The sequence below is a fragment of the Streptomyces sp. NPDC050264 genome (assembly GCF_040655895.1).
In the GTDB taxonomy this organism is placed as follows: Bacteria; Actinomycetota; Actinomycetes; order Streptomycetales; family Streptomycetaceae; genus Streptomyces.
This window is the reverse complement of the sequence record NZ_JBFAKV010000001.1, coordinates 14,583-36,951: the sequence shown is the minus strand read 5'-3', so window position 1 is coordinate 36,951 and position 22,369 is coordinate 14,583. Positions and strand designations below refer to the sequence as shown.

21 protein-coding genes are annotated in these 22,369 nt (G+C 71.8%); 10 read left to right on the top strand and 11 right to left on the bottom strand.

All coding sequences use genetic code 11. The features are described from left to right. Positions 1–24: 24 nt before the first annotated feature. On the bottom strand, positions 25–753 hold the full coding sequence (locus AB0J02_RS00170) for an adenosylcobinamide-GDP ribazoletransferase (protein ID WP_363191727.1): 729 nt from the start codon (positions 751–753) through the stop codon (positions 25–27). Positions 754–859: 106 nt separating this feature from the next. Between AB0J02_RS00170 and AB0J02_RS00165 the strand changes: the two genes are divergently transcribed. Beyond that, positions 860–1,612 (top strand): hypothetical protein, encoded by a 753-nt coding sequence (locus tag AB0J02_RS00165; protein WP_363191239.1) that lies wholly within the window; start codon positions 860–862, stop codon positions 1,610–1,612. On the opposite strand, the gene AB0J02_RS00160 is transcribed toward AB0J02_RS00165, so the two are convergent. The 3 genes from AB0J02_RS00160 to cobT all read right to left on the bottom strand — a co-directional run bounded on the left by AB0J02_RS00160 (position 1,564) and on the right by cobT (position 5,207). Then, entirely contained in the window at positions 1,564–2,253 is a 690-nt protein-coding gene (locus tag AB0J02_RS00160; RefSeq protein ID WP_363191238.1) for a hypothetical protein, read from the bottom strand. The genes AB0J02_RS00165 and AB0J02_RS00160 overlap by 49 nt on opposite strands. Further along, complete coding sequence (locus AB0J02_RS00155; protein ID WP_363191237.1) at positions 2,253–3,995, bottom strand: phosphatidylglycerol lysyltransferase domain-containing protein; 1,743 nt, start codon at positions 3,993–3,995, stop codon at positions 2,253–2,255. The genes AB0J02_RS00160 and AB0J02_RS00155 overlap by 1 nt, the downstream gene beginning before the upstream one ends. Before the next feature lie 81 nt (positions 3,996–4,076). Next, positions 4,077–5,207 (bottom strand): nicotinate-nucleotide--dimethylbenzimidazole phosphoribosyltransferase, encoded by a 1,131-nt coding sequence (cobT, locus tag AB0J02_RS00150; RefSeq protein ID WP_363191236.1) that lies wholly within the window; start codon positions 5,205–5,207, stop codon positions 4,077–4,079. A gap of 284 nt (positions 5,208–5,491) precedes the next feature. Between cobT and AB0J02_RS00145 the strand changes: the two genes are divergently transcribed. Then, positions 5,492–6,562 (top strand): class I SAM-dependent methyltransferase, encoded by a 1,071-nt coding sequence (locus AB0J02_RS00145; RefSeq protein WP_363191235.1) that lies wholly within the window; start codon positions 5,492–5,494, stop codon positions 6,560–6,562. A 19-nt stretch (positions 6,563–6,581) separates the two neighbouring features. On the opposite strand, the gene AB0J02_RS00140 is transcribed toward AB0J02_RS00145, so the two are convergent. Continuing rightward, positions 6,582–7,787, bottom strand: coding sequence for a bifunctional adenosylcobinamide kinase/adenosylcobinamide-phosphate guanylyltransferase (locus AB0J02_RS00140; RefSeq protein WP_363191234.1), 1,206 nt, complete (start codon positions 7,785–7,787; stop codon positions 6,582–6,584). Positions 7,788–7,876: 89 nt separating this feature from the next. Here AB0J02_RS00140 and AB0J02_RS00135 point away from each other — a divergent pair, with 89 nt between their 5' ends. After that, the gene (locus tag AB0J02_RS00135) at positions 7,877–8,101 is read left to right on the top strand and encodes a hypothetical protein (RefSeq protein WP_363191233.1); all 225 of its coding nucleotides are present in this window, start codon (positions 7,877–7,879) and stop codon (positions 8,099–8,101) included. 51 nt (positions 8,102–8,152) lie between these two features. Here the strand turns inward: AB0J02_RS00135 and AB0J02_RS00130 are convergent, their stop codons facing one another. The 3 genes from AB0J02_RS00130 to AB0J02_RS00120 form a co-directional block, all read right to left on the bottom strand. Continuing rightward, positions 8,153–9,211 (bottom strand): trypsin-like peptidase domain-containing protein, encoded by a 1,059-nt coding sequence (locus AB0J02_RS00130; protein WP_363191232.1) that lies wholly within the window; start codon positions 9,209–9,211, stop codon positions 8,153–8,155. 58 nt (positions 9,212–9,269) lie between these two features. Further along, positions 9,270–9,977 (bottom strand): methyltransferase domain-containing protein, encoded by a 708-nt coding sequence (locus tag AB0J02_RS00125; protein ID WP_363191231.1) that lies wholly within the window; start codon positions 9,975–9,977, stop codon positions 9,270–9,272. A gap of 83 nt (positions 9,978–10,060) precedes the next feature. After that, on the bottom strand, positions 10,061–10,690 hold the full coding sequence (locus AB0J02_RS00120; RefSeq protein WP_363191230.1) for a DUF3043 domain-containing protein: 630 nt from the start codon (positions 10,688–10,690) through the stop codon (positions 10,061–10,063). 255 nt (positions 10,691–10,945) lie between these two features. Here AB0J02_RS00120 and AB0J02_RS00115 point away from each other — a divergent pair, with 255 nt between their 5' ends. The 5 genes from AB0J02_RS00115 to AB0J02_RS00095 all read left to right on the top strand — a co-directional run bounded on the left by AB0J02_RS00115 (position 10,946) and on the right by AB0J02_RS00095 (position 17,305). After that, entirely contained in the window at positions 10,946–11,743 is a 798-nt protein-coding gene (locus AB0J02_RS00115; protein ID WP_363191229.1) for a PspA/IM30 family protein, read from the top strand. Between the two features lie 19 nt (positions 11,744–11,762). Continuing rightward, the gene (locus tag AB0J02_RS00110) at positions 11,763–12,041 is read left to right on the top strand and encodes a hypothetical protein (protein WP_363191228.1); all 279 of its coding nucleotides are present in this window, start codon (positions 11,763–11,765) and stop codon (positions 12,039–12,041) included. Positions 12,042–12,079: 38 nt separating this feature from the next. Next, entirely contained in the window at positions 12,080–13,309 is a 1,230-nt protein-coding gene (locus tag AB0J02_RS00105; protein ID WP_363191227.1) for a sensor histidine kinase, read from the top strand. Continuing rightward, on the top strand, positions 13,306–14,004 hold the full coding sequence (locus AB0J02_RS00100) for a response regulator transcription factor (RefSeq protein ID WP_363191226.1): 699 nt from the start codon (positions 13,306–13,308) through the stop codon (positions 14,002–14,004). Before AB0J02_RS00105 ends, AB0J02_RS00100 begins: the two co-directional genes overlap by 4 nt. A gap of 163 nt (positions 14,005–14,167) precedes the next feature. Beyond that, positions 14,168–17,305 carry an efflux RND transporter permease subunit gene (locus AB0J02_RS00095; protein ID WP_363191225.1) on the top strand — a complete coding sequence of 1,046 codons (3,138 nt, stop codon included), beginning with the start codon at positions 14,168–14,170 and terminating at the stop codon, positions 17,303–17,305. Positions 17,306–17,387: 82 nt separating this feature from the next. On the opposite strand, the gene nadA is transcribed toward AB0J02_RS00095, so the two are convergent. Next, positions 17,388–18,584 carry a quinolinate synthase NadA gene (nadA, locus tag AB0J02_RS00090; protein WP_363191224.1) on the bottom strand — a complete coding sequence of 399 codons (1,197 nt, stop codon included), beginning with the start codon at positions 18,582–18,584 and terminating at the stop codon, positions 17,388–17,390. Positions 18,585–18,842: 258 nt separating this feature from the next. Between nadA and AB0J02_RS00085 the strand changes: the two genes are divergently transcribed. Continuing rightward, a complete protein-coding gene (locus AB0J02_RS00085) occupies positions 18,843–19,199 on the top strand; it encodes an iron-sulfur cluster assembly accessory protein (RefSeq protein WP_363191223.1) in 357 nt (118 codons plus the stop codon). Between the two features lie 65 nt (positions 19,200–19,264). Here AB0J02_RS00085 and AB0J02_RS00080 read toward each other — a convergent pair whose 3' ends face one another. Both AB0J02_RS00080 and AB0J02_RS00075 read right to left on the bottom strand, forming a co-directional pair. Beyond that, positions 19,265–20,749 (bottom strand): hypothetical protein, encoded by a 1,485-nt coding sequence (locus tag AB0J02_RS00080; RefSeq protein ID WP_363191222.1) that lies wholly within the window; start codon positions 20,747–20,749, stop codon positions 19,265–19,267. A 113-nt stretch (positions 20,750–20,862) separates the two neighbouring features. Continuing rightward, positions 20,863–21,072 (bottom strand): hypothetical protein, encoded by a 210-nt coding sequence (locus AB0J02_RS00075; RefSeq protein WP_363191221.1) that lies wholly within the window; start codon positions 21,070–21,072, stop codon positions 20,863–20,865. A gap of 180 nt (positions 21,073–21,252) precedes the next feature. Here AB0J02_RS00075 and AB0J02_RS00070 point away from each other — a divergent pair, with 180 nt between their 5' ends. Then, positions 21,253–22,227 (top strand): carbohydrate kinase family protein, encoded by a 975-nt coding sequence (locus AB0J02_RS00070; protein ID WP_363191220.1) that lies wholly within the window; start codon positions 21,253–21,255, stop codon positions 22,225–22,227. Positions 22,228–22,369 lie beyond the last annotated feature (142 nt).

Sequence of the window (22,369 nt, the reverse complement as noted above, 5' to 3'; positions counted from 1 at the left end):
CGCTCCCCAAGCGCCGGAGGGGCTCTATAGAGCCAGTACCACCAGTGCCGCCGTGGCCGCCGTCTCCGCCAGCGCTCCGAAGACGTCTCCCGTGACCCCGCCGAACCGTGCGCGGCAGTGCCGCAGGAGCAACTCGGCCGCGCCGCAGCCCAGTACGACGGCGAGCGCGGCCTGCAAGGAGAACGCCGCCGCCACCGCCACGACCACCGCGCCCACGATCAGCGCCGTCCCGCGCGGCACGGTCTCCGCGACGGCGGCGCCGAGGCCCTCCGGGCGGGCGGCGGGCATTCCGGTGCGGGACGCGAAGGTCAGGGCGAGGCGGGCCGTCACCGCAGAGACGACGGCGGCGACGGCACCCCGGGCCCAGGAGTCCGCGTACGACTGGGCCAGTACCGCGACCTGCGCGAGCAGCGCCAGGACCAGCGTGACGACCCCGAACGGGCCGATGTCCGACTGCTTCATGATCCGCAGCGCGTCCTCGGCGGGCTTGCCGCTGCCCAGCCCGTCCGCCACGTCCGCGAGCCCGTCGAGGTGCAGGCCCCGGGTGAGCGCGGCCGGCACGGCGACGGAGGCGACCGCCGCGAGGAGCGCGCCCGCCCCGAGGAAGGTGAGCGCCCCGCCGAGCGCGGCCGCGGCGACTCCGACGACCAGGCCGGCGAGCGGGGCGCACAGCAGGCCGGCACGGGCGGCGTCCCGGTCCCACCGGGTGACGGTGACGGGCAGGACGGTGAGGGTGCCGAAGGCGAAACGCATGCCGTCGGCCAGGGAGGCGCGGGAGCTTGTTGCGGACACCGGGGGAGGTTACCCGGGGTGGACGTCTGGACGGGCGGGGCCCGGGTCCCGCCCGCAGGATGGGCGTATGGGCGACTGGTGGCACCGGAACATCGCGGAGCCGGGCAAGCTGCCCCTGCTCCTCGCCCTGGTGTCCTTCCTGGTCACGTTCCTCGTCACGCGCAGCGTCACGCGGCTGATCCGCGCGGGCCGCGGCCCCTTCCGCGACATCAGTCCGGGCGGGGTGCACATCCACCACGTCGTGCCGGGCATCGTGCTCACGGTCGTCGGCGGGTTCGGGGCGGTCGGCAGTGGGCGGCACGGGATCACGGCCTGCGTGTGCGCCGTCCTCTTCGGGGCCGGCGCGGGCCTGGTGCTCGACGAGTTCGCGCTGATCGTGCACCTGGACGACGTGTACTGGACCGAGCAGGGCCGGCGCAGCGTCGAGGTCGTGGTGTTCGCTGCGGCGCTCGGCATGCTCGTCATCGGCGGCTTCTCGCCGCTCGGCGTCGACGACATGACGGCCCGGGAGCAGCACGACCGGGCCACGCTCATCTCGACGCTCCTCGTCAACTTCTCGTTCGTGCTCGTCGCGCTGCTCAAGGGGAAGCCGCGGATCGCGGTCATCGGCGTGCTGGTGCCGTTCGTGGCGCTGTTCGGGGCGGTCCGGCTCGCCCGGCCGGGCTCGTACTGGGCGCGCCGGTTCTACCGGCGGCGGCACCGGGCGCGGGCCAGGGCGGGGCTGCGGGCGTACCGGCACGCGCGCCGCTGGAACCGCGTCAGTCGCGGCTTTCAGGACTTCGTCGCGGGGGCGCCGAACCGCCCGGGGCCGCCCCGGTGACGTAGCGCCGTCACCGCGCACAGGGCGAGGGCCGCGGCGATCGCGGCCAGGTGCTCCTTGCCCGCGAGGTTCGGTTCGACGACGCACTCGACGACCATCAGGGCGATGACGAGCGCGCCCGTGCACCACGCCCGGTGGCGCCAGCACACGTATACCGCGAGCCCGACGACCGCGGCCGACGGGCCGGTGTCCACGACCCGCGCGTCGGACGCCGGCAGGCCCAGCGGGCTGTCCGGGCCGAGGGCGATGCCGAGCCGCGCGTACAGCGTCCCGGCGAGCGTGACCACGTAGGCGATGACGAGGGTGCGCCACCGGCCCAGGCACAGCTCGGCGATGCCGAACACCAGCAGGATCTGCGCGAGCGCGCCCCACACGGGCAGGTCGAGCGCCGGGACGAAGAGGGAGAGGGGCGTGCGCAGCAGTGCGAGCCACAGCGGATCCTCGGCGCGGACGGAGCCGATGTCCTGCACGAACCGATAGCCCCAGGACTGGTTCTGCACGTACTGGAGCACCGCCGTCAGGCACACCGCGGCCAGCGTCATCGGGATCGCCCGCCACCTGCGCTCGCGCAGCCGCTCGCGCACGACGCCGTGCAGCGGCCCCCATTCCTCGCGCGCCCAGGCGCGTACGGCGCCGCCCATCAGCGGGGTTTCAGACGTCCGCGGCGCAGCCACTTCGGCAGGCCGGGTACGTCGAGGAAGCCCTCGGCGCGGGCCGACGCGATGCCGATGCGCGGCAGATCGGCGCTCTTCTCGAAGAGCAGGAAGCGGGGCTCCCAGATGGGCCGGTACTTGGCGTTGGCCCGGTACAGCGATTCGATCTGCCACCACCGGGAGAAGAAGCTGAGCAGCGAGCGCCACAGGCGCAGCACCGGGCCCGCGCCGAGTCGCGAGCCGCGTTCGAAGACGGAGCGGAACATCGCGAAGTTGAGTGAGACCTGCGTGATCCCGATCTCCGGGGCGCGCTGCAGGAGTTCGATGACCATGAACTCCATCAGCCCGTTCTCGGCGTCCCGGTCACGGCGCATCAGGTCGAGGGAGAGGCCTCGCGGACCCCAGGGCACGAAGGAGAGCACCGCTCTCAACTCGCCCTCCCCGTCCGCGCATTCGAGCATCACGCACTGGCCGTCGGCCGGGTCGCCGAGCCGGCCGAGCGCCATCGAGAAACCGCGCTCGGTGGCCCCGTCGCGCCAGTCGTCGGCCCGCTGCAGAAGGTACGTCATCTCGCCCTCGGGGATGTCCTCGTGGCGGCGGACGCGGACCGTGTACCCCGCGCGCTTGACGCGGTTGCAGGCCTGGCGCACCGTACGCATGGCCCGCCCCTCCATGGTGAACTCGCCCGTCTCCACGATGGCCTCGTCGCCGAGTTCGAGGGCGTCGAGTCCGTGCCGCGCGTAGATCGTGCCCGCTTCCTCGCTCGCCCCCATCACCGCGGGGATCCAGCCGTGCACCCGCGCCTCGGCGAGCCAGGGCTCGATGGCGCCGCCCCACGCCTCCGGGTCGCCGATCGGGTCGCCGGAGGCCAGCGAGACCCCGCCGATCACCCGGTACGTCACCGCGGCCTTGCCCGTCGGGGACCACACGGCGCTCTTCTCCCGGCGCAGCGCGAAGTAGCCGAGCGAGTCGCGTTCGCCGCCCTTGTCGAGCAGGGCGCGCAGCTTCGACTCGTCGTCGGGGGAGAGGGAGTCGACGGCCCGGCGGGAGCGGAACGCGACGTAGACGACGGCGATCAGCAGGGCCGTGGAGAGGATGTTGATGACGACGTTGACCCAGTTCGGGGTCGTGATGCCGGGGTAGCGGGAGTCGTCCGTGGCGACCGAGATGAGGCGCAGGGTGCCGTAGCGCCAGCGGTCCAGGAAGGTCGAACGGTGCTCGTCGTGGGCGTGGTTGGTGACCGTGACCAGGAACGTCGCGAAGAGCGAGGTGACAAGGAGACCGCCGACCGCGACCGCCGCCGCCAGCTTCGGGTTCGAGCGGTCGCCCTTGGCGTAGAACTCCCGGCGTCCGACGAGCAGGGCCGCCACGAACACGGCGGTCAGCACGAGCGAGATCCAGTTCTGCGCGTACTGCCGGACCTCCGGGAAGCACATCACGAAGGCGAAGAGCAGCAGGAACAGGCCGCTCAGGACGAGGTTGAGGATCCAGGCCGCGCGCTTGCGGCGGCGCATCGTGATCGCCAGGAACCAGGTGATGGCGGCCGAGGAGAAGCCCGCGGCGAGCAGGTACGGAGTGAAGTAGTTCTCCGCGTTGTGGCGGCGCAGGTCCTGGCCGAAGGAGACCCACACGGCGCTCAGCAGGTTGATGAACGTGACGATCCGGAGATACCAGACGGTAAAGCCCGCGGCGCGCCGTGAGGTCGGTGTGCTTGTCTGCGTATCGCCCATGATGGGGAGCATATGGGCGTTTTGGGGCGATAGTGGGGCGGCGCCGCCGGGCGAGGCGGCACCGACCCGGGCCGGCGGCCTCTACCCCGCCGCGCCCTCGCCGGCCTCGTCGCTCTCTTCGTCGGCGATCGTGTCGCTGTCGCCGCCGGCCCCGTCGTCCTTCGGCTGCTCCGCCTCCGGGAGCTCCGCCGCCAGGGACGCGGCCGCCTGCACCATCGGCAGCGCGAGCAGCCCGCCCGTGCCGCCGCCCACCCGCACGCCCTGGTCGAGCAGCGGCTCCATGGCCATCCGGTCCAGCGCCTTGGCCTGCGCGGGCTCGCCGCTGACGTGCGAGGCCAGCCACCAGTCCGGCGCGCGGAACGCGACCCGCTGGCCGACCAGCGCGCAGGCCGCCGACACGACGCCGTCCAGGACCACCGGCGTACGGCGCACGGCGGACTGGAGCAGGAACCCGGTCGCGGCCGCGAGATCCGCGCCGCCCACCGTGGCGAGGAGCTGCAGCTGATCGCCCAGGACCGGCCGGGCCCGGCGCAGCGCGTCCCGCACGGCCGCGCACTTGCGCATCCACGCCAGGTCGTCGATGGGGTCGCCGCCGCGGCCGGTGACCACGGAGGCGTCCGTCCCGCACAGCGCGGCGATGAGCGTGGCCGCCGCCGTGGTGCCGCCCACGCTGAGGTCGCCGAGCACCACCAGATCCGTACCCGAGTCGGCCTCCTCGTCGGCGATCGCCATACCCGCGCGGAACGCCGCCTCCGCCTCCTCCGGCGTCAGCGCGTCCTCGATGTCGATGCGCCCCGAGCCGCGCCGCACCCGGTGGTCCGCGACGTCTCCGGGCACCTCGTCCGGCTCGCAGTCGAGCGCCATGTCGACGACCCGTACGCCGACGCCGAGCCGGCGCGCGAGCACCGCGCCGGCGCTCGCGCCCTCGACGGCCTCGCGGACCAGGGTGACCGCGGAGCCCGCGGCCCGCTTCGACACGCCGAGTCCGGCGACGCCGTGGTCGCCGGCGAAGAGGATCACGCGCGGCCGCGCGACCGGCCGCACGGGCACGGACCCCTGGGCGGCGGAGAGCCACTCGCCCAGTTCGTCGAGGCGGCCGAGGGCGCCCGGCGGCACGGCGAACCGGGCCCTGCGCTCCTCGGCGTCGCGGCGGGTCCCGCCGTCGGGGCGCTCGATCAGGTCGGTGAAGTCGTCGAGATTCAGCGAGCTCATTCGCCGAACAGTACCGGCCGCGACCGCGGCCGACCTCTGACGTCCCATCAGGCACGGAGGCCCCGCCCGGCCCCTGATCCGACGACCGGTTACGCCAAGCGATGCACCCGCCGCACAACGTGATCACCGGATCCCGGGAGAACCTTTGTCTCCGTGTTTGTATCTTTTTGTTCCGATTGTCATACAACGGTGATTGCGGCGGTCCCAGCGGGAAGTTGTCGAGGTCCGGTGCTGCCCGCGCCCAGCACCGAACCTCCCACGCGGTACCAGGAGTTGACGAAGCGATGTCCCCGACAGCCCAGGCCGTGGCCGACCGGCGCCCCGCCTACCTCACCGAACTCGCCCGCGGCACCGAGCGCTTCCACGAACCGCGCCGCGGCGACTGCCCCTGGTGCGGCTCCACGAAGCTGCGCACCCGGCTGCGCACCACCGACCTGCTCCAGCACAAGCCCGGCACCTTCACCATCGACCAGTGCCGGTCCTGCGCCCACTCGTTCCAGAACCCGCGGCTCACCCCCGAGGGCCTCGACTTCTACTACCGCGACTTCTACGACGGTCTCTGCGCCGACCAGGCCGAGAAGATCTTCGGCCCGCAGAGCTCCACCAAGCGCTACCGGCGGGCCGCCCACGCCCTGGGCGCGTTCATCGAACCGGAGAGCTGGCTCGACGTCGGCACCGGCCGGGCCCACTTCCCCGCGGTGGCCAAAGAGGTGCTGCCCTATACGGCGTTCGACGGCCTCGACATCGGCGTCGGCGTCGAAGAGGGCCGCAGACGGGGCCGCGTCGAGGAGGCCCACCGCGGCTCGCTGCCGGACCTGGCCACCGAACTGGCCGGCCGCTACGACGCGATGAGCATGTTCCACCACCTGGAGCACTCCCTCGACCCCCGCGAGGAACTCAAGGCGGCCCACCGCGTCCTGCGCCCCGGCGGCCACCTGATGATCGAGGTCCCCGACCCCGAGAGCCGGTACGCGAAGCTGCTCGGCAAGTGGTGGGTCTCGTACTTCCAGCCGCAGCACCTGCACCTCATCCCGCTGGCCAACCTGCGCACCGAACTGACGGCGCTCGGCTACACGGTCGTCGCCGTCGACCGCCGCGAACCGCACCTCCCGCTCGACCTGTCGGCCGCCTGCGCCCTGCTCCTCGGCCACTGCCTGCCCGACGGCGACGACCCGTGGCGCACCAGGGCCCCCGGCCGCCTCCGGCGCAGGCTGCGCCGGATCCTGATGTACCTCGCGGCCCCCGCCTTCGTCGCCTGCTATACGGCCGACCAGATGCTGGCCCCGCTGCTCAGCCGCACCCGTTTCTCCAACGCGTACCGGGTCATCGCGCGCCGCAACCCGGACGCCTCCTGAACTCCCCGCGGGGCAGCCGTCAGCCGCGCAGCGCGAGCGCCTGACCGGCGACGACGAGCAGCACCTGCTCGCACTCGCCCGCGAACGCGGCATTCAGCCGGCCGAGTTCGTCCCGGTAGCGGCGCCCCGACGCGGTCGCGGGCACGATCCCCGAGCCGACCTCGTTCGAGACGGCGACGAGGACGCGCCGGGTGCGCCGGACGCCGTCGACGAGCTCGGCCACCTTCGCGCGCAGCGCCTTCTCGCCGCCGCCGGCCCACTCGGCGTCGTCCCACGCCCCCACCTCGTCCATCGCGTACGTCAGCCACAACGACAGGCAGTCGACGAGCAGCGGAGCCGGGTCCGCATCGTCGGCCAGCAGCGGCAGCAGGTCACAGGTCTCGGCGGTCCGCCACGACCCCGGCCGCCGCTCCCGGTGCACGGTGACCCGCTGCGCCCACTCCGAGTCCCCGCCGCGCGTCCCGCCGGTCGCCACGTACAGCACATCGGGGAACGCCTCCAGGCGCCGCTCCGCCTCCACCGACTTCCCGGACCGCGCCCCGCCGAGCACCAGCGTCCTGCGCGGCACATCGGGCACGTCCTCGTACGCCCCCACGGTCAGGGTGGTCCCGTCCGGCACGGCCCGCGCGCCCGCCGCCGCGAGCCGCCGGGCCAGCTCGGGGCCCGGTGGCACATCGTGGTCCAGGTGCACGGCGACGACGTCGGTGGTAGGCCCGACCGCGCCCACGGACCGCAGCCGCGCCAGCGCGTCCGGCCGCCCCACGACGTCCAGGACCACCATCTCGTACGGCGTCCGCACCTCTCCGAGCCCCGCGGCCGCGGCACCCGGCGGCAGATACAGCAGCCGCCCGCCCTCGGGCCCCGCCACCTCGTACCCGGTGCCCGGCGCGTCCAGGGCGAGCGCCCGCACCCGGTGCCCGGTGAGCAGGGCCAGCTCCCGCCCGTCCGGCACCCGCCCCGGCCGCGGCAGCCCGGCCGGCACCTCGACCGCGGGCCCGTCGTGCGGATGCGAGAGCAGCACCTGCCGTACGCCGCCGAGGCTGCGCCCCGCGCGGGCCGCGGCGAACGCGGCACCCGGCGTCAGGTCGAGCAGCAGCACCCCGTCGACCAACAGGGCCGTCGCGGCGCGGGCGGCCGGGCCGAGAGCGGTCGCGCAGGCCGCGCAGGGGCAGTCGGGGCGGGGCAGCCCTTCGGGGGCGCCGGTGCCGAGCAGAGTCAGTTCCACGGGAAGATCCTCCCGCGCCACCGCGAGAGCCGCGCGCCCGGCTACGCTTCCAGGGACATCGGACATCCGGTACCGGGAGGCTGACTGACATGGCGGCATGGACGTGGCGGTTCGAGAAGTCCGACGGGACAGAGGTGTCTCCGGCGGTGCAGCCGGAGGAGTTCACGACGCAGGGCGACGCCGAGTCCTGGATCGGCGAGTACTGGAAGGCGCTGGTGGAAGGCGGGGCGGACCAGGTCACCCTGTCCGAGGACAGCACGGTCATCTACGGCCCGATGAGCCTGCACGCGGAGGACGCGGCCGCGCAGAGCTGACGGACGAACGCGAGGGTGAGGGGGCATCCGTCCCCCTCACCCCCGCCGGCCTCAGATCTTGCCGAGCGTCACGTCCGCCTGCTTCCGGGTCCCGTCCCGGGTGTACGTCACCGACACCTTGTCGCCCGGCTTCTTCGCGGCCAGCGCCTCGGACAGCGACTGCATCGTCGACACGTCGGTGGAGCCGAACCGGGTGATGATGTCCCCGGCCTCGATCCCCGCCTTCCCCGCGCCGCCGCCGTCCGTCACGGACACCACGGCGACCCCGGCGGACCGGTAGCCGTCGTCGAGCACCGTGCGGCCGGTGATGCCGAGCGCGGCCCGCCCCGAGTCCGTCACCTTGCCGTCCTTGATCACCTGGTCGGCGACGGTCGTGGCCATGGACGCGGGGATCGCGAAGCCGATGCCGGGTGCCGCGCTGTTCCCCATTCCGGGGTCGGTCGCCGCGAGTGTCGGGATGCCGATGACCTCGCCGTCCAGGTTGACCAGCGCGCCCCCGCTGTTGCCCGGGTTGATCGCGGCGGACGTCTGCACCATGTTGGCGATCGTGGCCCCGGTGCCGCCGCCGGACCGGCCCTCGCTCACGGTCCTGCCGGTCGCCGAGACGATGCCCTGGGTGACGCTGGAGGAGAGCCCCAGCGGCGACCCCATCGCCAGCGTGATCTGCCCGACCTCCACCTTCGAGGAGTCCCCGAACTTCGCGGCCTTCAGCCCGTCCGGCACCTTGTCCAGCTTGATGACGGCGAGGTCCTGCTCCGGATACGCGTAGACGAGCTTCGCCGTGAGTTCGTCCGTGCTGTTGGACGTGGTCACCTTGAACGTCTTCTCGTCGCCGACCACGTGCGCGTTGGTCACGATGCGGCCCTGGTCGTCGTACACGATGCCGGAGCCGAGATCCGACGAGGCCTGGATCTGGACGACCGAGGGCAGGACGTCCTTGATGACCTTCTGGTAGTCGTCCTGAAGGCTGTCGGCCGCCGCGGGCGCGGCCTGCGTAGTGGTGTCGGGCGAACCGGACGAACCGGAACCCGAGCAGCCGGCGACACCCAGCGCGGCGGCGGTCAGGAAGGCAAGGGGAGCACGGCGAGCACGCGTGGAAGAGACATTCATGCCCGGATTGTCACGTTCACGCAGGATGGTCGCCCGCCCTGCGCCGCCGAACAGGTCGTCAGCCGCGAACCCCGCACAAGTGCATCAGCGCCGCCACCCGCCGGTACGGCTCCGTGCGGCCGGCCCGTTCCTCCGCGGCGAGCAGCGTCTGCAGCTCTCCGCGTTCCGGGGGCTCCGCCGCGTCGCCTGCCTGGTCCGTGAAGACCCGCACCCCGTACCAGGCGTGCAGCGGCGCGCCGATGCCGGCGAGCGTCGCCGTCAGGGTGTCGAGGCGGTCGGCGCGTACGTCGAGCCCGAGGCGGTTGTGGTACTTCGTCGAGTCGAAGGCGCCCAGCGCGGTGACCCAGTCACCGGCGAGCCCGGGCCGCATGGCGAGCGCGTCCGCGTTCCGCACGAGCAGCGAGAGCAGGCCGCCGGGGGCCAGCATCCGGGCCAGGCCCGCGAGCAGCGCGTCCGGGTCCTCGACGTACATCAGGACGCCGTGGCACAGCACGACGTCGAAGCTGCCGGGCAGGAAGTGCACCCCGGTGTCCCGGCCGTCGCCCTCGACGACCCGCACCCGCTCACGCACTCCCTCGGGCTCCGCGGCCAGCGCCTGCCGGGCCGCGGCGACCATGCCCGGGTCCTGCTCGACGCCGGTCACCTTGTGGCCGGCCCGGGCCAGCCGCAGCGCCTGCGTGCCCTGGCCCATCCCCACGTCGAGCACCCGCAGCCGCTGCCCGACGGGGAACCGCCCGGCTATCTGCTCGTCGAGCTGCCGGGCCACCAGCTCCTGGCGTACGACGTTGCGAACGCCGTCCAGCTTCGCCAGCCAGGATCTCGGCGCGTCCCCGGCGAAGGCCTCGGTGCTCAGGGCCGCTCCCCGCGCTTGACCTGCGGCTTGGGCAGACGGAGGCGCTTCATCTGGAGCGTGCGCATCAAGGCGTACGCGACAGCGCCCTTGCGGCGCTCGTTCGGGAACTTCTCCGCGAGCAGCTTCTTCAGACGGAAGCCGGTGATGGCCGAGTCGACGACGATCGCGACGATCACGAACAGCCACAGCAGCAGCGCGATGTTCTGCAGCGAACCGACGCGGATCATGCTCAGGACGAGGATGATCACCGCCGTCGGCAGGAAGTACTCGGCGATGCAGAACCGCGAGTCGACGAAGTCCCGCGCGAACTTGCGCACGGGTCCCTTGTCGCGGGCCGGCAGATAACGCTCGTCACCGTTGGCCAGCGCGGTGCGCTGGCGCTCCATCGCGGTGCGGCGCTCGTCGCGCTGGCGGGAGCGGGCCTCCTTCGGCGACATCTTGGTGTTGGCCACGCTGCGGCGCTGCGACTGGGCCGCGCTGCGCTTGGGCGTGGGGCGGCCCTTGGGCGCCTGCGGGTCACGGGTCTGCGTGGAGGAGGAGGTCACCGGGGCCTTGGCGGCGGGGGCCTTGTCATCCTTGGATCGGCTACGGAACACAAAAGCCAAGGGTACGCGGTGGTCGTGCATGGACCACAGGGCCGTGGGGAACGATCCGGCAACACCGCGCGTCCATAGGGGCACATCCCCGCTCATTCATAGAGGTACATAGGGGCACACCTACTCCTTACGCCGGAGCGGAGCGGGACGCAGTCGTCCTTGGGGATGAGCGCATCCGCACCTGAACAGTGCGGTAATAGATGCAGGACCCGTACTGTGGATTCTGTCGCAGTGCTGGAGCTGGAACGGCCGGTCGGATCTGTCAGAAGGGGGCGCGCGAAGCCCATGAGCGGTGTCATGAAGCGTATGGGGATGATCTTCCGCGCGAAGGCGAACAAGGCCCTTGACCGGGCCGAGGACCCGCGCGAGACCCTTGATTACTCGTATCAGAAGCAGCTGGAGCTGCTGCAGAAGGTGCGCCGCGGCGTCGCCGACGTGGCGACGAGCCGCAAGCGCCTGGAACTGCAGCTGAACCAGTTGCAGGGTCAGTCCTCGAAGCTGGAGGACCAGGGCCGCAAGGCGCTCGCGCTCGGCCGTGAGGACCTGGCCCGTGAGGCGCTCTCGCGCCGCGCGGCGCTCCAGCAGCAGGTCACGGACCTGGAGACGCAGCACCAGACGTTGCAGGGCGAGGAGGAGAAGCTCACCCTCGCGGCGCAGCGGCTGCAGGCCAAGGTGGACGCCTTCCGTACGAAGAAGGAGACCATCAAGGCGACCTACACCGCGGCGCAGGCGCAGACCCGGATCGGCGAGGCCTTCTCCGGCATCTCCGAGGAGATGGGCGACGTCGGCATGGCGATCCAGCGGGCCGAGGACAAGACGGCCCAGCTGCAGGCGCGGGCCGGCGCCATCGACGAGCTGCTCGCGTCCGGCGCCCTCGACGACTCCTCCGGGCTCGCCAAGGACGACATCCAGAGCGAGCTCGACCGCCTCTCCGGTGGTACGGATGTAGAGCTGGAGCTGCAGCGCATGAAGGCCGAGCTGGCCGGAGGCTCCTCGTCGTCGCAGCAGGCGATCGAGGGCGGCGCCGGGCAGGGACAGCAGACGCAGCAGCCGCAGGACACTCCGCGCTTCGACAAGCAGTAGCAGCCCACAGGAGGGCGTCATGATCGTACGGATCATGGGGGAGGGCCAGGTGAAGTTGGCCGACAGCCACTTCACCGAGCTCAACAAGCTGGACGACGAACTGCTCGGCGAGATGGAGAGCGGCGACGAGGCGGGCTTCCGCCGCACGCTGTCCGCCCTCCTCGACGCCGTCCGCCGCCTCGGCGAGCCGCTCCCCGACGACGCCCTGGAGCCCTCGGAGCTGATCCTGCCCGCACCGGACGCGACGCTGGAAGAGGTCCGCTCCATGCTCAGCGACGACGGCCTCATCCCGGGCTGATCAGCGCCGCGGTGAAGGGGGCGGCTACGGTGAGCCCGGTGACCCCCCTCGTACGGTGGGCCAGGACGCACCCCCTGGCCCTGGACGCCATCGTCGCCCTCGGTGTCCTCATGGCCATGGTCGCGGGCTCGTTCGTCGACCCGCACGGCCCCGACGGCGCGTACATCTGGGGCGCCCACGCCCCGGACGGCCTCAGCCTCCTCCTGATGGTGCTCGGCGCCGCCGCGCTGGTCTTCCGGCGGATCGCCCCCATGTACGTACTGGGCGCGACCTCGGCCGTCTCCCTCGTCGAACTCGTCACCGGCGAACCCCGCGCCCCCGTCGTGATGTCCGCCGTCATCGCCCTCTTCACGGTCGCCGCCCGCACCGACCGGCCCACCACCTGGCGCGTGGGCCTCGCCACCATGGCCGTGCTCACCGGCGTCGCCATGTTCGTCGGCCCGTTGCCCTGGTACGCCCAGGAGAACCTCGGCATCTTCGCGTGGACCGGCATGGCCGCCGCCGCCGGGGACGCGGTCCGCTCCCGGCGCGCTTTCGTCGACGCCATCAGGGAGCGCGCGGACCGGGCCGAGCGCACCCGGGAGGAAGAGGCCAGGCGGCGCGTCGCCGAGGAGCGGCTGCGCATCGCCCGGGATCTGCACGACGTCGTCGCCCACCACATCGCGCTCGTCAACGTGCAGGCAGGGGTCGCCGCGCACGTCATGGACAAGCGTCCCGACCAGGCGAAGGAAGCGCTCTCGCACGTGCGTGAAGCCAGCCGCTCCGCGCTCAACGAACTCCGCGCCACCGTCGGCCTGTTGCGGCAGACCGGCGACCCGGAGGCGCCGACCGAACCGGCCCCCGGGCTCGACCGGCTCGACGACCTCGTCGGCACGTTCCGGCACGCGGGCCTGCCCGTCGAGGTGGCCCGCACCGAGTCGGCCCCGGCACTGCCCGCCGCCGTCGACCTGGCCGCCTTCCGCGTCGTGCAGGAGGCGCTCACGAACGTGCAGAAGCACGCGGGTCCCGAGGCGAAGGCCGAGGTCAGCGTCGTACGGGTGGGACGCGACGTCGAGGTCTCGATCCTCGACAACGGACCCGGCGCCACCTCCACGCCCTCCGACCGGCTGGACGAGAACGGCGGCCACGGCCTGCTCGGCATGCGCGAGCGGGTCACCGCGCTCGGCGGCACCCTCACCGCGGGACCGCGCTACGGCGGCGGTTTCCGCGTCCATGCGATCCTTCCGGTCGACGCCCGCACCACCACATCAGGGGATGCCACGCCATGACCACCGGCACCATCAGGGTCCTTCTCGCCGACGACCAGGCCCTGCTGCGCAGCGCCTTCCGCGTGCTCGTGGACTCCGAGTCCGACATGCAGGTGGTGGGGGAGGCGTCCGACGGCGCCGAGGCGGTCCGCCTCGCCCGCTCCGAGCGGCCCGACGTCGTCCTCATGGACATCCGGATGCCCGGCACCGACGGCCTCGCCGCGACCCGGGAGATCAGCGCCGACCCCGAACTCGCCCACGTACGCGTCGTGATGCTCACGACGTTCGAGGTCGACGAGTACGTGGTGCAGTCGCTGCGGGCCGGTGCCTCCGGCTTCCTCGGCAAGGGCGCCGAACCCGAGGAACTCCTCGGCGCCGTGCGGATCGCGGCCGCGGGGGACGCCCTCCTCTCGCCCGTCGCGACCAAGGGGCTGATCGCCAAGTTCCTCGCGCAGGGCGACGGTTCGGACGACGCGGAGCGCGTCGGCGGCGGCCACGCGGAGCGGCTCGCCGCGCTCACCGGACGCGAGCGCGAGGTCCTGGTCCAGGTCGCCGGCGGCCTCTCGAACGACGAGATCGCCGAGCGCCTCGAGGTCAGCCCGCTCACCGTCAAGACCCACGTGAACCGCGCCATGGCCAAGCTCGGCGCGCGCGACCGCGCCCAACTCGTCGTAATCTCCTACGAATCGGGCCTGGTCCGTCCAAGGGTGGAGTGATCCCGGCACCGGACGTACTACGGCCGCAGTAGGCGCCGTATAAGAACGGGACCTGGGAGCGACGAATCCTGCGGTCCCCGTGGCCGAGGGTGTAAGCGGGCCTCTGCGCATGTCCGCGTCATGGGCCGTCACCCACCGCTCACGCCCTGGAGAACCCCAGCCCATGTCCTGGCTGTCGAAATTCAGCCTCGCGCAACGTGCCCTGATCGGGCTGGTCTCGATCATCGCGATCGCCTTCGGTGCCATCGCGATACCCCAGCTCAAGCAGCAGCTGCTGCCCACCATCGAACTGCCCATGGTCTCCGTCCTGGCCCCGTACCAGGGCGCGTCCCCCGATGTGGTGGAGAAGCAGGTCGTCGAGCCGCTGGAGAACTCCATCGACGCCGTCGACGGGATCTCGGGCATCACCTCCACGGCCTCCGAGGGCAACGCGGTGGTGATGGCCCAGTTCGACTACGGCAACGGCAGCGACTCCAAGCAGCTCGTCGCCGACGTCCAGCAGGCCGTCAACCGGGCCCGCGCCCAACTGCCCGACGACGTCGACCCGCAGGTCGTCGCGGGCTCCACCGACGACATCCCGACCGTCGTGCTCGCCGTGACGTCCGACAAGGACCAGCAGGCGCTCGCCGACCAGCTCGACAAGACCGTCGTGCCGTCCCTCAAGGACATCGACGGCGTCGGCCAGGTCAGCGTCGACGGCGTCCGCGACCTCCAGGTCGACGTCACGCCCGACGACAGGAAGATGGCCGCGGCCGGGGTCGGCGTCCAGACGCTGAGCCAGTCTTTGCAGGCCGGCGGCGCCACACTGCCCGCGGGCTCCTTCGCGGAGGACGGCAAGAACCGTACGGTCCAGGTCGGCGGCGGCTTCACCTCCCTGAAGCAGATCGAGGACCTGATGGTCACCGGTCAGGGCGTCAAGAAGCCCGTGCGCCTCGGCGCGATCGCCGAGGTGAAGCAGCGGGCGGCCACGGCCGACTCCATCACCCGCACCGACGGCCGTCCCAGCCTCGCCGTCATGGTCACCATGGACCACGACGGCTCCGCGGTCTCCATCTCCGACGCGGTCAAGGACAAGCTGCCCGACCTGCGCCAGGACCTCGGCTCCGGCGCGAAGCTGACGGTCGTCAGCGACCAGGGCCCGGCCGTCTCGAAGTCCATCTTGGGGCTGACCACGGAGGGCGCGCTCGGCCTGCTCTTCGCCGTCATCGTGATCCTGGTCTTCCTGGCGTCGCTGCGCTCGACCCTCGTCACCGCGGTCTCCATCCCGCTGTCGGTGGTCCTCGCGCTGATCGTCCTGTGGATCGGCGACCTGTCCCTCAACATGCTCACGCTCGGCGCGCTGACCATCGCGATCGGCCGCGTCGTGGACGACTCGATCGTCGTCCTGGAGAACATCAAGCGCCATCTCGGCTACGGCGAGGAACGCCACGAGGCCATCCTCAAGGCGGTCCGCGAGGTCGCCGGGGCGGTCACCTCCTCCACCCTGACCACGGTGGCGGTCTTCCTCCCGATCGGCCTGGTCGGCGGCATGGTGGGCGAGCTGTTCGGCTCGTTCTCGATCACGGTGACGGCGGCGCTCCTCGCCTCCCTCCTCGTGTCGCTCACCGTCGTCCCGGTCCTCTCCTTCTGGTTCCTGCGCGCCCCCAAGGCGATCCGGGACGTCGACCCGGAGGAGGCCCGCCGCAAGGCCGAGGAGAAGGAGGCCCGCTCCTGGCTGCAGCGGATCTACGTCCCCGTGCTGCGCTTCGCGACGCGCCGCCGCCTCACGAGCCTGGCCATCGCGGTGGTCGTCCTCGTCGGCACGTTCGGCATGGCGCCGCTGCTCAAGACCAACTTCTTCGACCAGGGCGAGCAGGAAGTCCTCTCCATCAAGCAGGAGTTGAAGCCCGGCACCAGTCTGGCCGCGACCGACGCCTCCGCGCAGAAGGTCGAGAAGGTGCTCCAGGGCATCGACGAGATCAAGGACTACCAGGTCACCATCGGCTCGTCCGGCTTCATGGCGGCCTTCGGCGGCGGCACCGACACCAACCAGGCCTCGTACCAGGTGACGCTGAAGGACAAGGCGTCCTACGAGGACACCCAGGACCGCATCGAGCGCGAGCTCGGCAAGCTGTCCGGTGCCGGTACGACGACGATCTCGGCCGGTGACGGCTTCGGCAGCCAGGACCTCAGCGTGGTCGTGAAGGCCGCCGACGGCACCGTCCTCGACAAGGCCGCCGAGCAGGTCCAGAAGGCGGTCGCCTCGCTCGACGACGTCACGGACGCCACCAGCGACCTGTCGCAGTCGGTGCCGCGGATCTCGGTGAGGGCCAACGCCAGGGCGGCGGCAGCCGGATTCAACGACACGACGCTCGGCGCCGCCGTCGCCCAGGCGGTGCGCGGCACCACCAGCGGCAAGGCGATCCTCGACGACACCGAGCGCGACGTCGTCGTGACGCCGGCCGAGCCGGCCACGACGATGGCCGGGCTGAAGAAGCTGCCGATGGGCCCGGGCGGGGTGACGCTCGGCGACATCGCCACGGTGCGGCTGGTCGACGGTCCGGTCTCGATGACCCGGATCGACGGCGCCCGCGCGGCCACCATCACGGCCAAGCCGACCGGTGACAACACGGGCGCGGTCAGCACCGACCTCCAGTCGAAGATCGACAAGCTGGATCTGCCGGAAGGCGCCACCGCCACGATCGGCGGAGTCACCTCCGACCAGGACAGCGCGTTCAAGAACCTTGGCCTGGCGATGCTCGCGGCGATCGCGATCGTCTTCATGCTCCTGGTGGCGACGTTCCGCTCGCTGGCGCAGCCGCTGATCCTGCTGGTGTCCATCCCGTTCGCGGCGACCGGTGCGATCGGCCTGCTCGTCGTGACGGGCACCGCGATGGGCGTCCCCGCGATGATCGGCATGCTGATGCTCATCGGCATCGTGGTGACGAACGCGATCGTGCTGATCGACCTGATCAACCAGTACCGCGCGCAAGGGCTCGGCGTGGTCGAGGCCGTCGTCGAGGGCGGTCGCCACCGCCTCCGCCCGATCCTCATGACGGCCCTGGCCACGATCTTCGCCCTGCTCCCGATGGCGCTCGGCGTCACCGGCGAGGGCGGCTTCATCGCGCAGCCGCTCGCGGTGGTCGTGATCGGCGGCCTGATCACGTCGACGCTGCTCACGCTGCTTCTGGTGCCCACGCTCTACGCGATGCTGGAACTCCGCAAGGAGAGGCGGGCGAAGAAGCGTGCCGCCAAGCGGGAGCGCAAGGGTGGGGTCCCGGCCCAGTCCGACTCCCCGGAGTCGGAGCCGGCGGGGGTCTGACGGGTCCGACACCCCTCGCACGACGGGAGCCCGGTACGGACGCCGATCAGCGTCCGTACCGGGCTCCCGGCGTTTCGAGGCCCTACGGCAGGGCGAGCATCCGCTCGAGCGCCAGCTTCGCGAACTGTTCCGTCTCCCGGTCGACCTCGATGCGGTTCACCAGCTTGCCGTCCGCCAGTGACTCCAGCGTCCAGACCAGGTGCGGCAGGTCGATCCGGTTCATGGTCGAGCAGAAGCAGACCGTCTTGTCGAGGAAGACGATCTCCTTGCCCTCCGGCGCGAACCGGTTGGCGAGGCGCCGTACGAGGTTCAGCTCGGTGCCGATGGCCCACTTGGACCCGGCGGGCGCGGCCTCCAGCGCCTTGATGATGTACTCGGTCGACCCGACCTGGTCCGCCGCGGCGACGACCTCGTGCTTGCACTCCGGGTGCACGAGCACGTTCACGCCCGGAATGCGCTCGCGCACGTCGTTCACCGACTCCAGCGAGAACCGCCCGTGCACCGAGCAGTGCCCGCGCCACAGGATCATCTTGGCGGCGCGCAGCTCGTCGACGGTCAGGCCACCGCCCGGCTTGTGCGGGTTGTAGAGGACGCAGTCGTCGAGCGACAGGCCCAGATCGCGCACCGCGGTGTTGCGGCCCAGGTGCTGGTCGGGCAGGAAGAGCACCTTGTCGCCCTGCTCGAACGCCCAGTTCAGGGCCCGCTCGGCATTGGACGACGTACAGATCGTGCCGCCGTGCTTGCCCGTGAACGCCTTGATGTCCGCGGACGAGTTCATGTACGAGACGGGGACCACGGACTCGGCGATCCCGGCCTCGGTCAGCACGTCCCAGCACTCGGCGACCTGTTCGGCGGTGGCCATGTCGGCCATCGAGCAGCCCGCGGCCAGGTCCGGCAGCACGACCTTCTGCTCGTCCCCGGTGAGGATGTCGGCGGACTCGGCCATGAAGTGCACACCGCAGAAGACGATGTACTCGGCCCCGGGCCGCGCGGCGGCGTCCCGCGCCAGCTTGAAGGAGTCGCCGGTGACGTCGGCGAACTGGATGACCTCGTCGCGCTGGTAGTGGTGCCCGAGCACGAACACCTTGTCGCCGAGCTTCTCCTTGGCCGCGCGGGCCCGCTCCACCAGGTCCGGGTCGGAAGGGGAGGGGAGGTCACCGGGGCAGTCCACGCCGCGCTCACTCGCGGTGTCGGCTTCCCGGCCCAGCAGCAACAGCGCCAGCGGCGTGGGTGAAACGTCCAGGTCAACGGGGGCCTGGGGGGTCTGGGCCGTGGTCACGTCACGCACCCTTTCTTGTCTGCAGAACGACTTTTCGTCGAAATGACGTTATCTATCATAGCCGCTTCACGTCAGTTTGACGATGGCGATGTCGTCGATGTGACGCAATCCGCCCCGCCCGCCCCGTGCCCCGTTCGCCCGTGGTGTGCGAGCATGAAAGAGAAGCGCGAAAACGCCCCGCCGATCCGGAATGGATCCGGGCCTTTGCCGGTTGCAATGGTCGGCAAGCAGTCTCCGTACAACCCGGGAGAGATGTAGATGTCCGTATCGGACGAGACCACCACCGTCAGCGACGGCATCATCCTGAGCGACGACGCCGCGGCCAAGGTCAAGGCTCTGCTGGAGCAGGAAGGGCGCGAGGACCTGGCTCTGCGGGTGGCCGTTCAGCCCGGCGGCTGCTCCGGCCTGCGCTACCAGCTCTTCTTCGACGAGCGCTCGCTCGACGGTGACGTCGTGAAGGACTTCGGCGGCGTCAAGGTCGTCACCGACCGCATGTCCGCCCCGTACCTGGGCGGCGCCTCCATCGACTTCGTCGACACCATCGAGAAGCAGGGCTTCACGATCGACAACCCGAACGCCACGGGCTCCTGCGCCTGCGGCGACTCGTTCAGCTAAGCGGTACGGCGAAGGGCGGCCACCCCTTTTGGGGTGGCCGCCCTTCGCCGTACCGGTGCCGGGTCTCAGTCGCGCGGCGCCGGAACGGCCCCGCCCGGCCCGTTCTTCTGCGCGGGCGGCACGGTGGAGCCGTCCGTCCCCACGACCTTCCGGTCACCCAGCGACGAGTCGAGCGTGACGGGCAGCGTGTAGAACTTCGCCATCTGGATGCACACCGTGCCCTTCTTCTCGGTGGACGCCACCCGCACGGTGACCCGCCCCCCGGACTCGTCAGCGGACGCCGCGTACTTCGCGCACACGCCCCCGGAGAAGTGCAGGGTCAGCGTCCGCCCGTCGGCGCCGTACCCCTCCACCCGCACATCGCGGTCGTCCGCCCCGGAGGCCGACGCCGATGCCGACGGGGACGCCGGACTCCCCGGCGCCACCAGGAACTTCGGCTCCACCGCCGGATGCGTCACGGTGAAATCCTGCCCGGCCCCGGCCGGCTTCACCTCGAACAGCCACGACGGCACCAACGCCTGCCGGCCCTCGACGAAGTGCGCGGCGAGCCCGAACGTGGCCCCGGTGACGGCGACCGTCGCGGACGCCGGCGGCCGGGGCGACGACGGCGTGCAGCCCGCGCCCTGCTCCGCGTCCGGCGAGCCCGACCCCAGCGGCTCCGCACTCGCGCACCCGCCGACCGACCCGCGATCACCCGCCGCCGTACTGTTCAGCCGCCCGATCGTCTCCTTCGCCCCGACCGTCGGATACGTATCGCCCTTGACCGGCGACTTCAACTGGCCGCTGCCGCCCACCACTTGACCGTCCGAGCCGATCTGGATCCCGGTCGACCAGCCGTATGTCGGCAGCCCGCCCACCGTCGGGTCCGCGTTCACCACCCGGGTGGCGCCCATGAGCTGGGCCGCGTCCAGCTTGGCGTCGTCCTGGCCGAGGGCCTTGAGGACCGGCGCCGCCGTCCTCTTCGCGACGGCCTCGCTCACCGCGTCCTTCTTACTGCCGCCGCCCGCCGGATCCGCGCACTTCGCCGCGCTGCCGCACTTGCCGTTGCCCGACGGCGCGTACCGGGCGTACGTCCACGTCCCCGGCGCCTTCCGGCTCACCTGCAGCGAGGGCCCCGAACCGTCCTTGGCCGGACCCAACCGCCAGGCGCCGTCCACCAGTTGCGGCGTACCGCCGACATCGAGGGCCTTGCCGAGCGTGGCCACCTCGGCGGCGGTCACCTGGCCCTCGGCCCGGTACACGGGAGCCTCGCCCGGACCGTCCGGCAGATCACCGGACGCCCGGTAACGGGTGCCGTTCGGGTCGGGCTCACCCGGCGCGATCCCGTTCGTCGTGCCCGGACTGCCGCCCTGCGCGTAGCCGTCCAGGGCGAGCGGCGGGGGAGCGCCGTCGCCGCCGGGCCCACCGGAGCGGTCCTCGCCGCCTCCCGACGCATTCGTCGCGAGGTACGCGCCGCCGCCACCGGCGAGCAGCACAGCCGCCGCGACCGAGGCGACGGCCAGCGTCCGCCGCCGGCGGTGCCGATCCTGTGTCTGCTCTTCGGTGCTCACCGCATCGCTCCTTCAACTGCCGCGTCGTATCCCGCATCCCCTCTATGAGGGACTGCAACAGGGGACAGCGATGGGACGTGGCGGGGGAGCGCGCGGTTCCCTTCCGGGCGCCGTCAGTCGCCGAAATCCGCCATGGCATCGATCAGGCGGGCGGAGGCGGCGGGCACGACGACGCCGTGGATACCGGACGAATCGGCCACGGGCACCGGCCGGTCCGTCTCCCAGGGAGCGCGCGGCAGCACCCAGTGCGGAACCATCCGGGCACAGTCGCCGCGCAGCGCGGCGAGTCCGTCCTGGATCATGAAGGACACGTCGTACGTCATGCCCGCACCGTAGGCACGACAGGTCGAACGAAAAAAGCCCTACTATCGGGTAGTTTCCGCACTTCAGGGCAGGGAGCCCGACCCGGTAGCGTGAACTGTCAACCCCTCCCGTCGCCCACCCCGCCTTTTCAACGAGCGCCCTGCGCCCCCTCCCTACTCCTCAGGAAGCGTGACCTCGCCGTGCGAATCGCAGTCACCGGATCCATCGCCACCGACCACCTGATGACCTTCCCCGGCCGCTTCGCCGACCAACTCGTCGCCGACCAGCTGCACACGGTCTCCCTCTCCTTCCTCGTCGACAACCTCGACGTACGCAGGGGTGGCGTCGGCGCCAACATCGCCTTCGGTATGGGACAGCTGGGCACGGGCCCCGTCCTGGTGGGCGCGGCCGGCTCCGACTTCGACGAGTACCGCGCCTGGCTGGACCGGCACGGCGTGGACACCGACTCGGTCCGCATCTCCGAGACCCTGCACACGGCCCGCTTCGTGTGCACCACGGACGCCGACCACAACCAGATCGGCTCCTTCTACACGGGCGCGATGAGCGAGGCCCGCCTCATCGAGCTGAAGACCGTCGCCGACCGCGTGGGCGGCCTCGACCTGGTGCTCATCGGCGCGGACGACCCGGAAGGGATGATGCGCCACACCGAGGAGTGCCGCTCCCGGGGCATCCCCTTCGCGGCCGACTTCTCGCAGCAGATCGCGCGCATGGACGGCACCGAGATCCGCCTCCTGCTCGACGGCGCCACGTACCTCTTCTCCAACGAGTACGAGAAGGGCCTCATCGAGTCGAAGACCGGCTGGACCGAGGCCGAGATCCTCGCCAAGGTCGGCCACCGCGTCACCACCCTCGGCGCGCGCGGCGTGCGCATCGAGCGGGTCGGCGAGGACCCCATCGAGGTCGGCTGCCCGGAGGAGGACGCCAAGGTCGACCCGACCGGCGTCGGCGACGCGTTCCGCGCGGGCTTCCTGTCCGGCCTCGTCTGGGGCGTCTCCCTGGAGCGCGCCGCCCAGGTCGGCTGCATGCTCGCCACCCTGGTCATCGAGACCCTCGGCACCCAGGAGTACGAGTTGAAGCGTGCGCCGTTCATGGACCGGTTCCGCAAGGAGTACGGCGACGAGGCCGCGACCGAGGTCGAGTCGTACCTCGGCTGAGACCCCGCCGGGGGCACAGGGCCGCACCGACACGCGGCCCCGCGTCCCTTACAAGGCCCTCCGTACGGCATCCGCCGCGGCCCCGTCGGCGAGAACCGTCACCATGCCGCCGACCCGCACCCGCCCCAGTTCGATGACCGGC